The organism is Agrobacterium tumefaciens, from assembly GCF_013318015.2.
GTDB lineage: Bacteria > Pseudomonadota > Alphaproteobacteria > Rhizobiales > Rhizobiaceae > Agrobacterium > Agrobacterium tumefaciens.
In genome coordinates this window covers 205,246-219,433 of sequence record NZ_CP115842.1, presented here as the reverse complement: position 1 = coordinate 219,433, position 14,188 = coordinate 205,246, and the positions used below count along the sequence as shown (strand labels likewise).

14 protein-coding genes are annotated in these 14,188 nt (G+C 59.6%); 13 read left to right on the top strand and 1 reads right to left on the bottom strand.

All coding sequences use genetic code 11. The features are described from left to right. The first annotated feature begins 43 nt into the window (after positions 1–43). The 9 genes from G6L97_RS14595 to chrA all read left to right on the top strand — a co-directional run bounded on the left by G6L97_RS14595 (position 44) and on the right by chrA (position 8,395). Positions 44–955, top strand: a complete 912-nt coding sequence (locus tag G6L97_RS14595; protein ID WP_019566429.1) for an ABC transporter permease — start codon at positions 44–46, stop codon at positions 953–955. A gap of 3 nt (positions 956–958) precedes the next feature. Continuing rightward, positions 959–1,774 (top strand): ABC transporter permease, encoded by an 816-nt coding sequence (locus tag G6L97_RS14590; protein WP_003517782.1) that lies wholly within the window; start codon positions 959–961, stop codon positions 1,772–1,774. A 14-nt stretch (positions 1,775–1,788) separates the two neighbouring features. Continuing rightward, positions 1,789–2,547 (top strand): aspartate/glutamate racemase family protein, encoded by a 759-nt coding sequence (locus G6L97_RS14585; protein WP_038493729.1) that lies wholly within the window; start codon positions 1,789–1,791, stop codon positions 2,545–2,547. Positions 2,548–2,745: 198 nt separating this feature from the next. Next, positions 2,746–3,291, top strand: a complete 546-nt coding sequence (locus G6L97_RS14580; RefSeq protein WP_127966351.1) for an RNA polymerase sigma factor — start codon at positions 2,746–2,748, stop codon at positions 3,289–3,291. Positions 3,292–3,311: 20 nt separating this feature from the next. Further along, a complete protein-coding gene (locus G6L97_RS14575; RefSeq protein ID WP_236773627.1) occupies positions 3,312–3,725 on the top strand; it encodes a hypothetical protein in 414 nt (137 codons plus the stop codon). Continuing rightward, complete coding sequence (locus tag G6L97_RS14570) at positions 3,722–4,171, top strand: periplasmic heavy metal sensor (RefSeq protein ID WP_003517770.1); 450 nt, start codon at positions 3,722–3,724, stop codon at positions 4,169–4,171. Before G6L97_RS14575 ends, G6L97_RS14570 begins: the two co-directional genes overlap by 4 nt. A gap of 43 nt (positions 4,172–4,214) precedes the next feature. Next, positions 4,215–5,765, top strand: a complete 1,551-nt coding sequence (locus G6L97_RS14565; protein ID WP_174003146.1) for a DUF1800 domain-containing protein — start codon at positions 4,215–4,217, stop codon at positions 5,763–5,765. Between the two features lie 2 nt (positions 5,766–5,767). Next, entirely contained in the window at positions 5,768–6,994 is a 1,227-nt protein-coding gene (locus G6L97_RS14560; protein ID WP_019566424.1) for a DUF1501 domain-containing protein, read from the top strand. Positions 6,995–7,165: 171 nt separating this feature from the next. Continuing rightward, entirely contained in the window at positions 7,166–8,395 is a 1,230-nt protein-coding gene (gene chrA, locus G6L97_RS14555; RefSeq protein WP_174003143.1) for a chromate efflux transporter, read from the top strand. On the opposite strand, the gene gcvA is transcribed toward chrA, so the two are convergent. Continuing rightward, on the bottom strand, positions 8,390–9,280 hold the full coding sequence (gcvA, locus tag G6L97_RS14550) for a transcriptional regulator GcvA (RefSeq protein ID WP_174003140.1): 891 nt from the start codon (positions 9,278–9,280) through the stop codon (positions 8,390–8,392). The two genes, chrA and gcvA, sit on opposite strands and share 6 nt — an antisense overlap. A 133-nt stretch (positions 9,281–9,413) precedes the next feature. Between gcvA and ampC the strand changes: the two genes are divergently transcribed. The 4 genes from ampC to G6L97_RS14530 all read left to right on the top strand — a co-directional run bounded on the left by ampC (position 9,414) and on the right by G6L97_RS14530 (position 14,177). Continuing rightward, positions 9,414–10,571: a class C beta-lactamase gene (ampC, locus tag G6L97_RS14545; RefSeq protein ID WP_174003137.1), complete on the top strand. Its 1,158-nt coding sequence runs from the start codon at positions 9,414–9,416 to the stop codon at positions 10,569–10,571. Positions 10,572–10,762: 191 nt separating this feature from the next. Next, positions 10,763–11,575, top strand: a complete 813-nt coding sequence (locus tag G6L97_RS14540; protein ID WP_174003134.1) for a FadR/GntR family transcriptional regulator — start codon at positions 10,763–10,765, stop codon at positions 11,573–11,575. Between the two features lie 78 nt (positions 11,576–11,653). Next, entirely contained in the window at positions 11,654–13,162 is a 1,509-nt protein-coding gene (locus G6L97_RS14535) for an ABC transporter substrate-binding protein (RefSeq protein WP_112959735.1), read from the top strand. Positions 13,163–13,229: 67 nt separating this feature from the next. Further along, entirely contained in the window at positions 13,230–14,177 is a 948-nt protein-coding gene (locus G6L97_RS14530; protein ID WP_003499573.1) for an ABC transporter permease, read from the top strand. The last annotated feature ends 11 nt before the right edge of the window (positions 14,178–14,188 follow it).

Here is a 14,188-nt window from a genome sequence, read left to right as displayed (position 1 = left end):
CGACGCGGCCTCTCTTTCACAGGCAGCCAGCAGGAGAAAAGCCTTGGTGACAGTCAGATTCATCGGCGTGAGCGAAAAAAAGGACAAGCCGTCCCGCAGCTTCGCCCTGCCGCAGAAGCTTGTGTCCTATATTCAGGCCACACCGCTTTTCCTGATCCTCGGCTTTTTCCTGCTTTTACCGATCGTCATGATCGCCGTCGTCAGTTTCTGGGATTATGATTTTGCCCAGATGTATCCGGGTTTCGTGACCTTCAACTATACCGAGACGCTCGGTTCCTGGGTCACGTGGCAAACCTATATCAACACGCTGAAATTCGCCGCCATCGTCTGGGCGATCACGCTGTTCTGCGGTTTCTGGGTCGCTTATTTCCTCGCTTTTCATATCCGCACCACCACCATGCAGATGGTTCTGTTCCTCGTCTGCACCGTGCCTTTCCTGACTTCGAACATCATCCGCATGATTTCCTGGATCCCCGTTCTCGGGCGCAACGGGCTGGTCAACAGCGCGCTGGTCAGCGCCGGCATCGTACCTGCGCCAATCGAATGGCTGCTCTATTCGGATTTTGCCGTGGTGCTGGCCATGGTGCATCTTTATACGCTTTTCATGGTCACACCCATCTTCAACACGCTGATGCGCATCGACAAATCGCTGATCGAAGCGGCGCGCGATGCCGGGGCGACTGGCTGGCAGACCCTCTGGAACGTTATCATTCCGCTTGCCAAACCCGGCATGGCGATCGGCAGCATCTTTGTCGTGACGCTTGTCATGGCCGATTTCTCCACGGTTCAGGTGATGTCCGGTGGGCAGAGCGCGTCGGTGGCACTGATGATGAAGAACCAGATGTCGCTGCTGCAATATCCCGCGGCGGCCGCAAATGCCGTTATCCTGCTCATCCTCGTTCTTCTGATGGTCGCGGGCATCCTGCGCATCGTCGATATCCGCAAGGAGCTGTGACCCATGCATTCGGAAAAACGCGGCCGTGAATTCTATGTCCTCGCCTTCTTTTTTCTGCTCTTCGTGCTGTTCCTCTACGGCCCGCTGTCGGCTATCCTCATCCTTGCCTTTCAGGGGCCGAATGGCGGACTGACCTTTCCACTCAACGGCGTTTCGCTGCACTGGTTCGGCAATCTTTTCGAACAGCAGGCGGTCGGCGATTTTGGCGGCTCGTTCCGCCGTTCCTTCGGGCTTGGCGTCATGGTCATGGTCGTCACGGTGCTCGTCTCGCTTTTGGCGGGTCTCGCTTTCCGGCGCAAATTCATCGGCGCGACGCCGCTATTCTATCTTTCCGTCGCAAGCCTCGTGGTGCCATCGATCATCATATCACTCGGTATCGGCGTTCTTTTCCAACAGCTTGGGCTGGAACCTTCATGGTATACATCAGCATTTGGCGCGCATCTGACCTGGACGCTGCCATTCGGCGTGCTCATCATGCTGGCGGTTTTCAACCGCTTTTCTCCATCCTATGAAGAAGCCGCCCGCGATCTCGGGGCATCCGCCTGGCAGACCTTTGCCCATGTGGTGCTGCCGATGATTGCACCGAGCCTGATAGGCGTCGGCCTGTTCGGCTTTACGCTTTCCTATGACGAATTTGCCCGTACGCTGATGACGTCAGGCACCTACAACACCTTGCCGCTGGAAATCTATGGCATGACCACCAACGTCACGACGCCGGTGCTTTACGCGCTCGGAGCCGTCACGACCCTTTTCTCCTTTCTGGTTATTGCGGCCACGCTTGGCCTGATCGTCACTCTGAACCGTCGCCATTCGCGTTGATGAAAAAACAGAACATGCGCATCCTCGTCATTAATCCGAATACGACGCAATCCATGACGGCGACGATCGCCGACGCGGCGACGCGGGCGGCCAGTTGCGATACGGAAATCCTCGCAGTGACCTCTTCCATGGGGCCTGTCTCCATCGAAGGATATTACGATGAGGTTTTCGCGGTACCCGGCCTGCTGCTCGAGCTTGCCAAGGCGCCGACGCTTGGTGCCAGGGCAGCCGTCATCGCCTGTTTCGACGACACCGGGCTCGATGCGGCCCGCGCGCTCGCCGACATACCCGTAATTGGGATTTGCGAAGCGGCGGTTTCAGCCACGGCATTCATCGCGCAGAGGTTTACGATCGTTACGACGATGGAGCGTTCGCGGCTGCCGCTCGAACATCTCGTTCACCGTTATGGCATGTCTGCCCGCTGCAATGTGCGTGCCGCCGATATTCCCGTCCTGTCGCTGGAAGATCCGGCATCAAATGCCAGGGAGAGGCTGCGGGAAGAGATTTCACTGGCCCTGCGTCAAGATCGCGCCGAAGCGATCGTGCTTGGCTGTGCCGGTATGGCGGATCTCACCGCCGAGTTGCGCAGCGAATTCGGCGTGCCTGTTATCGATGGAGTCGCTGCGGCGGTGAAACAGGCAGAATCGCTGGTATCGATGGGGCTTTCGACCGCCAAGCGCGGCGCCTATGCCACGCCACTCGCCAAGCCCTATCGCGGATTGCTTGAAGCGTTCGGGCCGGACAGGCTTGCCGGGGTGTCTGTGGACGGTTGAAACAGCCGTTCCAATGTGTTCTGGCGGTGCCGCGGTCTGCCGTAAAATGCACGCGAATATTTCCCAGAAATCGGCGACGGATTTTGCGCGGGTCTGCGTTAAAGTGGCAAGGTGCGGGACATCCTCACTGAAGCCGCCGTCATTCCGCATGGATTTCGCCCGTGTCCGACAGGACAGTACGGAGACAAAGCCCGATACATGGTAAGCGATCCGGATGCAGATTTGGTGGCGGATGTCGCTGCGGGAGATGTCCGCGCGATGCAGGCCCTGGTGACGGCCAAACTGCCGAGGATCATGGCGCTTGCCACGCGTATGCTGGGTGATCCGGCAGAGGCGGAAGACATCGCGCAGGAGACCTTCCTGCGCATATGGAAACATGCAGGCACGTGGCGGCAGGGGCGTGCGAAATTCGACACATGGATCCACCGGGTGGCGCTGAACCTCTGTTACGACCGGTTGCGAAAGCGCCGGGAAATATCGGTTGCTGAGCCGCCCGAACAGATTGACGGCAGTGTGCTGCCAGATGCCGGCCTGCCATATGATGGTGACGAGAGCGGTGCCGTGGCGCGCGCCTTGCAGGCCATACCCGCGCGACAAAGGGAGGCGATCGTTCTGGTCTATTATCAGGAGATGTCGAACCGCGAGGCGGCTGATGTCATGCATGTCAGTGTGGACGCACTGGAAAGCCTTCTGGCGCGTGGCCGCCGGGCACTCCATGCGATTTTGAATGAGGGCGACCAATGAACGGGGCGAAGAAGACGCTCATGGATAACAAGGTTTTTTCCGATCTTGTGGCGGCCTATGGTGCCGATCCACAACGCTGGCCGGAAGACCGGCGGCCGGAGGCCATGGCTTATGCGGAGACGGCAGATGGCAGGCGCCTGATTGCGCAGGCGGCGCCTCTCGATTTTACGCTGTCGGCATATCGTCTTCGCGACCCTTCGGCCATGCTCAACGCGAAGATCATGGCGCAGGCAAAGGCGCAGACCACCAGACGCAGATGGATCGTCCGGTACGGGCTGGGTGCGAGCATGATCGGCATCAGCCTTGCGGGCGCGCTGACGGGAGCGGTTGCCGTCATCAACCTCACGCCACCGCCCGCCCTGACATTGGGCGATACGTTGACCGCGTTCGGAAACCTGCAAACCGAAAACGAAATGACCGAGGAGACGAAATGAGCGATCAGAATTTCCGCTGGATAGTCGTTGTCCTTCTCGTCGCGAATACATTTCTTGTCTGCGCGCTTGCCGGGGCAGGGTTCGTTTATCTGCGGAACGACCCGGCCGCTGCCGCTGCCCGCATGCCGCTTGCGGGCGAACAATTGCCAAAGACCGAAAGGGAGGCCTTCCGGCGCAGCCTTAGCGATGCACGCAGGACCATGCGGGAAACCTCCGCCGAGGCGCGCCAGGCGCGTATCGAGGCGGCGTCCCTGATGGGGGCAGAAACGCTTGACCCGGAGGCATTGTCCGCAGCGCTTGAGCGTGCCCGCAAGGCGGAATATGAGGTCCGCGCCGCAACCGAGATGCAGGCCGTGGAGTTCGCCCGCACATTGTCGCTGGAGGCGCGGCGCCGGCTGGCGGAAGGCTTGCTCGCCCGTGAGGCGCCGAAACCGGCCACGAAATAATCACATTTCAACAGCGACGGATTTTGGCCCTGGCGCCCGTTGAATGGTCGATAACGAAACGGAGTTCGTATCGGCCATGTCAAATTCCAGGGAATTGGATGCAGCACTCTGTCTGTGGCGTTTCGGCCTCGGCGCGCGTGAAGGCGATATCCAGGCGATCAAAGACGACCCGCGCGATCTGTTGCGGCTGGAAATTACCGAAAGCGCCACACCAATTCCTGTCGGCGCACAGCTTCATTCCAGCGCCGATCTTCTGATATCGCTGATGGCGTATAACAGGGAGATCAAGGCCGAGCGTGAAAAACCTGCTGTCCTTGCCGTCGCGGCCACCACCGGCGCCGCGGGTGCGACCGCAGGGGCCATGAGCCCACCATCGCCGGCAATGGCAATTGCCGCAAACGCTATGGACAATGCGGGCATGGTGCCGCCTGCCAGTGCTCCACAGGACAAGAAGCCGGACGCGCCGGCCACCAAGCGCCCCTATTTTCCCCAGCAGATACTGCTTGCGGAGGCGGACGCCCGCTTCAACGGCACAATACGCCAGCCGCTGATCGGTTTTGGCGAGCGGTTGGCAATGTTCTGGGCCAACCACTTCGCGGTTGCCACCGGCAAGGGCGGTGATGTGCACATTCTCGCCGGCGCTTTCGAGCGTGAGGCGATCCGTCCGCATGTCTTCGGCAATTTCGAGGATATGCTGGTCGCAGTCGAGACCCACCCCGCCATGCTGTATTTTCTCGACAATCAGCAATCGATCGGACCGAATTCGCAGGCCAACAGGAACGGCAAGCGCGGGCTCAACGAAAACCTCGCGCGCGAAATCATGGAACTGCATACGCTTGGGGTGGATGGCGGCTATAGTCAGGCCGATGTTACAGCACTTGCCCGCATCATCACCGGCTGGAGCGTCTATCGCGATGAGAAGCGTCCGGGTCCGCTTGGCCGATTTTCCTTCAACGCCAACAACCATGAACCCGGCGACCATGCCGTGATGGGCATCACCTATGGTGAAGCGGGGGTAGAGCAGGGGCGGCGGGCGCTGCGAGATCTCGCGCATCATCCGGCGACGGCCAGCCATCTCGCTTACAAGCTGGTACGGCATTTCGTCAGCGACCATCCACCACCGGACCTGGTGGCGAAACTTGCTGCCGCCTACACCAAGAGCCACGGCGATCTTTCCGCCACCTATATGGCGCTTATCGAGGCTGAACAGTCTTGGAGTTCGGCGCTGACCAAGCTCAGACCCCCGTTAGATTTCGTGACGACCGTCATCAGGGCGAGTGGAATAGTGCCAAAACCCGAGCAGGTAATTTCCGTGCTCAACGCGTTGGGTCAGCCGCTGTGGAACCCCTCCGGACCGAACGGTTTTGCCGATGTCACCGATAGCTGGGGTTCTTCCGAGGGCCTGGCAACGCGTATCGATGCCGCCAGTCTGTTCGCCCATCAGGCTGCGGGTTCAATCGATCCGCGCGACTTCGTCGCAGACCGGCTGGGGCCACTTTTGTCCGAGGAGACGAAAAAGGCCGTGCAGCGGGCTGAGAGCAAACCGCAGGGACTGACGATTGCTTTCCTTTCCCCCGAATTCCAGAGGCGTTGACCATGCTGTGTGAACATCTTTCTCCAACCCGCCGCGCTCTTCTTGGCACAGGCGGCGCGCTTTTTGCCTGGGCCTTCATGCCGCGCTTTGCTTTTGCTGCCGGCGGGCGTGACCCACGTTTCGTCACCATCATCCTGCGCGGCGCGCTCGACGGGCTGACCGCCGTGCCGCCCGTCGGCGACCCCGACTATGAGGCGCTAAGGCAACAGATCGCCATGCGCACTGAAGGCGACAATCCAGCCCTCGCGCTCGATGGTTTCTTTGCGCTCCATCCATCCCTTCGCAATTTCCAGCGGCTGTACCGGAAGGGCGAGGCAGCGGTGGTCCACGCCAGCGCCACCGGTTATCGTGACCGTTCGCATTTTGATGGCCAGGATGTGCTGGAATCTGGTTTTCCAACCCCCGGCCATGTCGAGACGGGTTGGCTGAACCGTCTGCTCGAACAGCTGCCGGCGGGTGAAACCATCAATCCAGCTGCGGCCGGGCAGCGGGTGAGCGGCCTTGCCATTGGCGCCAGCGCTCCGCTTGTCATTCGCGGCAAGGCACCGATATTGGGATGGGCGCCATCCGTTCTCAAGCCCGCCGATGGCGATCTCGCCCCGCGCCTTGCCGATCTCTACGGCCAGACGGACCCGATGCTGGCGGCATTGCTTGCCGAGGGCATCGAAACCGGCAGGATCGCCTCCGGCGTCGATATCAAGGCGCGCGGGGGTCCGGGTGATCCCGTTGGCATGGAGCAGATGGCGCGGGGTGCCGCACGGCTGATTGCGCACCCGGAAGGGCCACGCGTTGCGGCGCTGGCTTTCGAGGGTTGGGACACCCATGCCCATGAGGTCGAGCGTCTTTCAAAATTGTTGAGCGGGCTGGACAATGCGCTTGCCGCCTTCGAGCAGGAGCTGGGGCCGGTCTGGAAGGATACGGCCATATTAGTCGCCACGGAATTTGGCCGCACCGCCCGTATCAACGGTACGGAAGGAACTGACCACGGAACGGCAACAACGGCCTTTCTCGCCGGCGGCAGCATCCGTGGCGGGCGTGTCATCGCCGATTGGCCCGGCCTCAAGCTCGCGCAGTTGCGGGATGGGCGGGACCTTGCGCCCACGACGGATATTCGCGCGATCATCAAGGGTCTCGCGGTCGATCATCTCGGCGCAAGCGCTGCCATGCTCGACAAGGCGGTCTTTCCCGGTTCGGAGGCCATCCGGCCCATGAAGGGACTGATCGTCTGAGGCTCGAAATGACGTAAAAACGAAGATATGGAGCGCGTCGAACGATCCCGTTCATCGAGGATGCGCTTCCGCCTCTTCATATCCCTGTCATAATAGTGTCTGATATCGATATCGTTTTTGATACGGACATTGTGTAGACGAACAGCCGTTGCACGCTCAGGGAGCTTTTTCGTGAAGTCGTCAACGCAAACCATCCGCACTGAAGCGGCCACCCCTCGAAGCGGCACGCCCGGCGAAGTTTTTACGGCGTTCCTGAAGCTCGGGGTCACCTCCTTCGGCGGTCCCATCGCCCATCTCGGTTATTTTCGCGATGAGCTGGTCGTGCGGCGCAAATGGATCGATGAGGCGGGTTATGCCGATCTCGTGGCGCTCTGCCAGTTCTTGCCGGGGCCGGCCTCTAGCCAGGTCGGTTTTGCCCTTGGGTTGCTGCGGGCAGGGCCGCTCGGTGCGCTGGCGGCCTGGACGGCCTTCACCCTGCCGTCCGCTATCCTCCTGCTTCTCTTCGCCATGGTCGCCGCGTCGATAGAAGGGCCGGTCGGTACCGGCCTGTTGCATGGCCTCAAGATCGTTGCGGTCGCCGTGGTGGCGCAGGCCGTCTGGGGCATGGCAAAGAGCCTTGCCCCAGATAGACAGCGTGCCAGCATCGCGCTCGTCGGCATCATCTGCGTCGTGTTTGTCGCGGGGGCTTTTGGCCAGATTCTGGCGCTTGCCTTGGGTGCCATTGCGGGGCTTTTCTTCTGCCGCACCGAGGCCGCGCGTCAAGCTTCCCATCTCGCATTTCGGGTGCCGAAAAGTGTCGGATACATTGCGCTTGCCACTTTCGCGCTCCTGCTGGCCTTCCTGCCGGTCTTCGCGGCGATGGCCGGCTCGCAAGGCCTCTCATTGTTCGATGCGTTCTATCGTGCCGGCGCCCTTGTCTTTGGTGGCGGCCATGTGGTGCTGCCGTTGCTCCAATCGGCAGTGATTTCCTCGGGCTGGGTGACTGAAGATGCGTTTATCGCCGGTTACGGTGCAACCCAGGCCGTTCCCGGCCCGCTGTTCACCTTCGCGGCCTACCTCGGCGCTGTGGTGGGGCCGCAGCCGAACGGTATTGCGGGAGCAGTCATTGCGCTTGTCGCGATCTTTCTGCCGGGCATGCTACTGCTCGTCGGTGCGCTGCCCTTCTGGGAGGGGTTTCGCAAGCACCTTCTGGCGCAGGCTGCCATGCGCGGCGCAAATGCCGCCGTCGTTGGCATTCTCGGGGCCGCGCTTTATGATCCGGTGTGGACAAGCGCCATATTCATGCCGAAGGATTTTGCACTTGCGCTGACGGGTTTCATCCTGTTGACGGTGTGGAAGACGCCGCCATGGATCGTGGTGGTCATCTGCGCGATTGGTGGCGTTCTGCTCGCCCTGTCATAGGCCGTCTTGCGCAGGACCGATATTGGTAAACATCCAGTCCGAGAAGGCCTGCATGGCTGGTGTCGGCGTCTTTGATTGCAGCCTCGTCAGCCAGTAGCTGCCGAGCGATATGGTGACGGGGAAGGGCTGGACGATAGTCCCGGATGCCAGATGCCGCGAGAACATCGATGGCGGGGCGAGCGCCACGCCGAGCCCTTGCAATGCGGCCTCCATCATGCCGAGCGAGGTATCGAAAACGATGCCGGCATTCACCTGCGCCACCGGTGTTACGCCAGCCGCTGCAAACCACGTGGCCCATTCGTCAGACCTGTAGCTGCGCAACAGCGTGGCGTCCGCGAGATCAGCGGGGGATTTCAGTGTCTCCGCCAGTTTCGGCGTACAGAGAGGCGAAAGGGGCGCCTCGAAAAGCCGGAATGCATCCGTGCCATGCCAGGAGCCCTGACCGAATCGAATGGCGAAATCCAGGCCTTCGGCGGCCATGTCCACGCGGTTGTTGTTGGTGGAAACGCGCACGTCGATGAACGGGTGCCGCTTTTGAAATTCCCTCAGCCGCGGCAGCAGCCAGCCCACGGCAAAGGTTCCCACGACGCCCAGAAACAGCAGTTCGCGCACCTGACCGGCTTCGATCCTGTCGAGCGTGATCGCCATCTGATCGAAAGAGCTGGTGACCGTCGGTAGCAGGGCTTCGCCTTCCGCGGTGATTTTCAGGCCTCTTGGAAGCCGTTGAAAAAGGGAAACCCCCAGTCGTTTTTCGAGGCCCTTCACCTGTTGGCTCACAGCCGCCTGCGTCACGCAGAGTTCTATGGCCGCGCGGGTGAAACTGAGGTGCCGCGCTGATGCCTCAAATGCCCTCAAGCCGTTCAGTGGAAGAAATTGCCGAACCATTCAAGACCTAGATTTTGTTATGCCTCGTCCGAGATATCATGATTTGTTCGTGCAATGTAGGGCGGTTAAACGTCTTTCGCTGGGGACGGCGCAGGCGCCGAAAATCCACTTGAGGTTTTGGAGAACACGAAAGATGAAACTTAATCGCAGACATATTGCGTTGGCCACATTGATCTCGACGAGCCTGTTCACGCAGACTTTTGCCGCTGATGATGCCAGGCTGAAAGCGATAACGGATGCAGCGATCAAGCCGGTGATGGAGAAGAACGGTATTCCGGGTCTGGCCGTTGGCATCAGTGTCGATGGCGAAAATCACGTCTTCACCTACGGTCTCATGTCCAAAACTACGGGCCAGCCGGTTACCCCGCAGACGCTTTTCGAGCTGGGTTCCATCAGCAAGACATTCACGGTCACGCTCAGTACCTATGCGGAGACGCAGGGCAAACTGTCACTATCAGGCAAGGTCGAAGACTATCTTCCCTCCATGAAGGGCAAACCGTTTGGCGATGTCACGCTGATGCATCTTGGCACCCACACCGCCGGCGGCTTTCCGTTGCAGGTGCCGGACAATGTCAAGACGGAGCCGCAGCTTTTGGCCTATCTCAAGGCCTGGAAGCCTGCATACAAGGCGGGAACGCACAGAACCTACGCCAATCCCAGCATCGGAATGCTCGGATACGTCACCGCAAAGGCCATGGGCCAAAGCTATGACAGCGCTATGCAGGACGTACTGTTTCCGGCGCTTGGATTGAAGAGCACCTTCACCATGGTGCCCAAGGCAAAGATGGTCGATTATGCGCAGGGTTATAAGAGAACCGGCGAACCGGCCCGCATGACGCCAGCCATCCTCTCATCGGAGGCTTACGGGGTCAGATCGACGGCAACCGACATGATCCGTTTCGTCAATGCGAATATGGGGCTGGAAAAGCTGGACGGAAAACTCCAGCAGGCGATCGCCAACACTCATACGGGATATTTCAGCGTTGGCGCGATGACGCAGGATATGATCTGGGAGCAATATGCCTACCCAGCCGCGCTGAAAACACTGATCGAAACGAACTCCGGCGCCTTGCTCAAGACGGTGCCGGTATCGGAAATTTCGCCGCCGATGAAACCGCGTGGCGATGTCTTCATCAACAAGACCGGCTCCACCAACGGTTTCGGCGCCTATGTGGCGTTCATACCGGAGCAAAAACTCGGTATCGTCATTCTGGCCAATAAAAACTATCCCAATGAGGATCGTGTTGCCGTGGCTTACGAGATTTTGAACGGACTCAAAAGCTCCGAATGATGTCAATGCTGGCGTAAACGCGTACAGGACAACGGTGGCATTTCGGTCGTATTTCATTTGCTCGCCGACATTGTCTTCCTTGCCCTGAAAGCATGCATTTCCGTCCCTGAAAATCGGCGTATGCCCATATTTTGAGCGCTTGTGATCAAGGCTCAAAATTGGGCTTGACGTCTGCCGAAATTTCTCACCAAATGAACCAATGTTCGATTGGTTCACGCAAATGGTGCGGCTTGGCGACAAACCCTAACGACAATTCAAACTACGCTCTGGCAAAGCTTCGCGAGTATATTCAGACGAAGACTCTCGCGAATGACGGCCGCCTGCCGACGGAGCGGGCATTTGCCGAGACCTTCAATGTCGGCCGCCGGTCAATCCGCCGTGCTCTGGAGGTTCTGGAGGCCGAGGGTCTTATCTGGCGTCGCCAGGGGGCCGGAACCTTTGTGGGTGAAAAGCCGGACGATTGGTCCACCCAGGTTACCGAAATGGTCGCCAGCACCGATATCATGGAAATCATGGAAGTCCGCCTGCGCATCGAACCGCAACTGGCGCAGCTTGCAGCCATGCGCGCCAAGCCCGCCGAGGTAGAGCGCATGCGCGCGCTCGTCAAGAAGACCGGCGAAAGCACGGATGCCGATGCCAAGGAATTGTGGGACGGCTCGCTCCACCGCCAGATAGCCCAGAGTGCTGGCAACAAACTGTTCCTGTCGATCTTCGATGTCGTGAACCGTATTCGCCAGGACGATGCCTGGCAGTCGATACGCGAACTCGCCCGGCGCAGTGGCACGAATGGCAAGGCGTCTTTCGAACAGCATGTCGCCATCGTCGATGCCATTGCCGATCGCGATCCGGCGCGTGCCGGAGAGGCGATGCGCCAGCACCTTCTCATGCATCAGGAACGATTGATCCGCGCCACTTCGCTCGGGTTTCAGGAGGAGAGCGCTGCGGAAGACCGTGCGGCGAAGAGCATCAACGAAGCCGACAATCCGCTTACTCCGGCCTCATAGGCCGCGGACGAAAACCCGCCGGTCCTTCGGGGCTGGCCAATGACAAAAGTCAAAGAAAACCAGACCAGAGGATCGAACATGAAGAAAATCTACACACTGACTGCGGCGCTATTGGCAAGCGCGTTTCTGACCGCACCAGCCATGGCTTCCGAATTGCGCATCGGCCTCAACGATGACGCGGACGTGCTTGATCCCGCGCAATCGCGCACCTTCGTCGGCCGTATCGTCTACACCTCCATGTGCGACAAGCTGGTGGATATCTCGCAGGACATGAAGATCGTTCCCCAGCTTGCCACCGAATGGGCCTGGTCCGAGGGTGGCAAGGTGCTGACGATGAAAATTCGCGACGGCGTGAAGTTCCACGACGGCGAGACGCTGGATGCGGCCGCCGTCGTCGCCACCATCGAGCGCAACATGACCCTTCCGGAATCCCGCCGTAAGAGCGAGTTGTCCTCGGTTGAAAAGGTTGAGGCCACCGGGCCGCTGGAAGTCAAGTTCACGCTGAAGACGCCCGATGTCACGCTGCTTGCCCAGCTTTCAGATCGCGCGGGCATGATCGTCGCGCCGAAGGCCGCCAAGGAGCTGGGCGCGAATTTCGGCTCCAAGCCGGTTTGCGCCGGACCGTTCAAATTCGTCGAGCGCATCCAGCAGGACCGTATCGTCCTCGAAAAATTCGCGGATTATTGGGACAAGGACAAGATCAAGGTCGACAAGATCGTCTACCTGCCAATTCCCGATACCACTGTGAAGCTTGCAAACCTCCGCTCTGGCGATCTCGACATTGCCGAACGTATCTCGGCGTCCGATGCGGAATCCGTCAAGAATGACCCCAAATTGACCTATGCGGACGTGATCGGTCCGGGCTACATGGCCATGTATGTCAACATCAACAACGGCGCGCGCGCTGACAATCCGCTCGGCAAGGACAAGCGCCTGCGTCAGGCCTTCTCTTATGCGATTGACCGCGAAGCGATCGGCCAGATCGTGTTTGAGGGTACGTCCAAGGCCGGCAATCAGTCATTCCCGCCGACAAGCCCATGGTTCAACCAGAACCTGCCGGTGCCGCCCCGCGACATCGACAAGGCCAAGCAATTGATGAAGGAGGCTGGCTACGAGAAGCTCGATATCGAACTTCAGCACGCCAACAACACCACGCAGACGCAGATGATGCAGGTGATCCAGTCCATGGTGGCGGAGGCTGGCTTCAACGTGACGCTGAAGGCCACCGAATTTGCGACGCTTCTTTCCGAACAGACCGCCGGCAACTATCAGCTCAGCCGTTCCGACTGGTCTGGTCGTATCGATCCCGATGGCAATCTTCACCAGTTCGTCACCTGCAAGGGCGGCATCAACGATGTGAAATATTGTAATCCTGAAGTCGACAAGCTGCTGAACGAAGCACGCGCCTCGACTGAAGATGCGGTCCGCAAGGAAAAATACGATGCGGCAAGCGTCATCCTAAACGACGACATGCCGATCATCTATCTCGGCCACCAGCCCTATGCCTATGCCATTTCCAAGAAGGTCAAGGGCTGGGAGCCTTCGCCTGATGGCATGATCCGCCTTCTCGGCGTCAGCAAGGACTAAGCGCTTCAAATCCGCCGCACGGCTTGCCGTGCGGCCCTCCAGAACGTGCACGAACGGGGGCAATGCCATGCCTGTCTATATCGGCAAGCGACTGCTGGTCGCGATCCCGACGCTTTTGATCATCTCCATCTTCGTCTTCTCGCTGCAGAAACTGTTGCCGGGTGATCCGGTTCTCGCCATGGCGGGTGAGGAGCGTGATCCGGCGACGATTGAATTCCTGCGGGAGAAGTATCGCCTGAACGACCCGGTACCGCTCCAGTACATCAACTGGCTGGGCGGCGTGGTGACCGGCGATTTCGGTATTTCGCTGAGGACCAACCAGCCGGTGCTGGAACTGATCGGCCAGAAGCTGCCGGTCACCATCCAGCTGGCTGTGATGGCGATGTTCTTTGCGATGGTCATCGGTATCCCGATCGGCATTCTGGCCGCCGTCAAGAAAAACACATGGATCGACTACACCGCCAATATCGTGGCGCTTTCCGGCCTGTCGATCCCGAATTTTTGGCTCGGCATCATGCTGATCCTGCTGGTTTCAGTGAAGCTCGGCTGGCTGCCGGCATCCGGATATGAATCGATATTCGTCGACCCCGTTCGCTCCATCGAGACGATGATCATGCCCGCCTTCGTGCTCGGCAATGCGCTTGCGGCAACGTTGATGCGCCACACGCGTTCGGCAATGGTTGCGGTTTTGAGTTCAGACTATATCCGCACCGCCCGCGCCAAGGGGCTTTCGCCGCGCGAGATCATCCTGTCGCACAGTTTTCGCAACGCGCTTCTGCCCGTCATCACACTGTTGGCACTGCTTTTCGGTGAGTTGCTGGCCGGTGCGGTTCTGACGGAGCAGATATTCACCATTCCCGGCTTCGGCAAGATGACCGTCGATGCGGTCTTCACCCGCGATTACGCCGTCGTCCAGGGCATCGTGCTCTGCACCGCGGTCGGCTTCATCCTCATGAACCTGCTGGCGGACATTGCCTATGTCCTGCTTAACCCTCGCCTCAGGGCGACGATCTGAGGCCTGATATC

Coding starts and splice junctions, on each gene's coding strand:
- G6L97_RS14535 (WP_112959735.1), top strand. CDS start 11,654: ATGAAGAAAATCTACACACTGACTGCGGCGCTATTGGCAAGCGCGTTT.
- ampC (WP_174003137.1), top strand. CDS start 9,414: ATGAAACTTAATCGCAGACATATTGCGTTGGCCACATTGATCTCGACG.
- G6L97_RS14590 (WP_003517782.1), top strand. CDS start 959: ATGCATTCGGAAAAACGCGGCCGTGAATTCTATGTCCTCGCCTTCTTT.
- G6L97_RS14585 (WP_038493729.1), top strand. CDS start 1,789: ATGCGCATCCTCGTCATTAATCCGAATACGACGCAATCCATGACGGCG.
- G6L97_RS14530 (WP_003499573.1), top strand. CDS start 13,230: ATGCCTGTCTATATCGGCAAGCGACTGCTGGTCGCGATCCCGACGCTT.
- G6L97_RS14540 (WP_174003134.1), top strand. CDS start 10,763: ATGAACCAATGTTCGATTGGTTCACGCAAATGGTGCGGCTTGGCGACA.
- G6L97_RS14575 (WP_236773627.1), top strand. CDS start 3,312: ATGGATAACAAGGTTTTTTCCGATCTTGTGGCGGCCTATGGTGCCGAT.
- G6L97_RS14580 (WP_127966351.1), top strand. CDS start 2,746: ATGGTAAGCGATCCGGATGCAGATTTGGTGGCGGATGTCGCTGCGGGA.
- G6L97_RS14565 (WP_174003146.1), top strand. CDS start 4,215: ATGGTCGATAACGAAACGGAGTTCGTATCGGCCATGTCAAATTCCAGG.
- G6L97_RS14560 (WP_019566424.1), top strand. CDS start 5,768: ATGCTGTGTGAACATCTTTCTCCAACCCGCCGCGCTCTTCTTGGCACA.
- gcvA (WP_174003140.1), bottom strand. CDS start 9,280: ATGGTTCGGCAATTTCTTCCACTGAACGGCTTGAGGGCATTTGAGGCA.
- G6L97_RS14570 (WP_003517770.1), top strand. CDS start 3,722: ATGAGCGATCAGAATTTCCGCTGGATAGTCGTTGTCCTTCTCGTCGCG.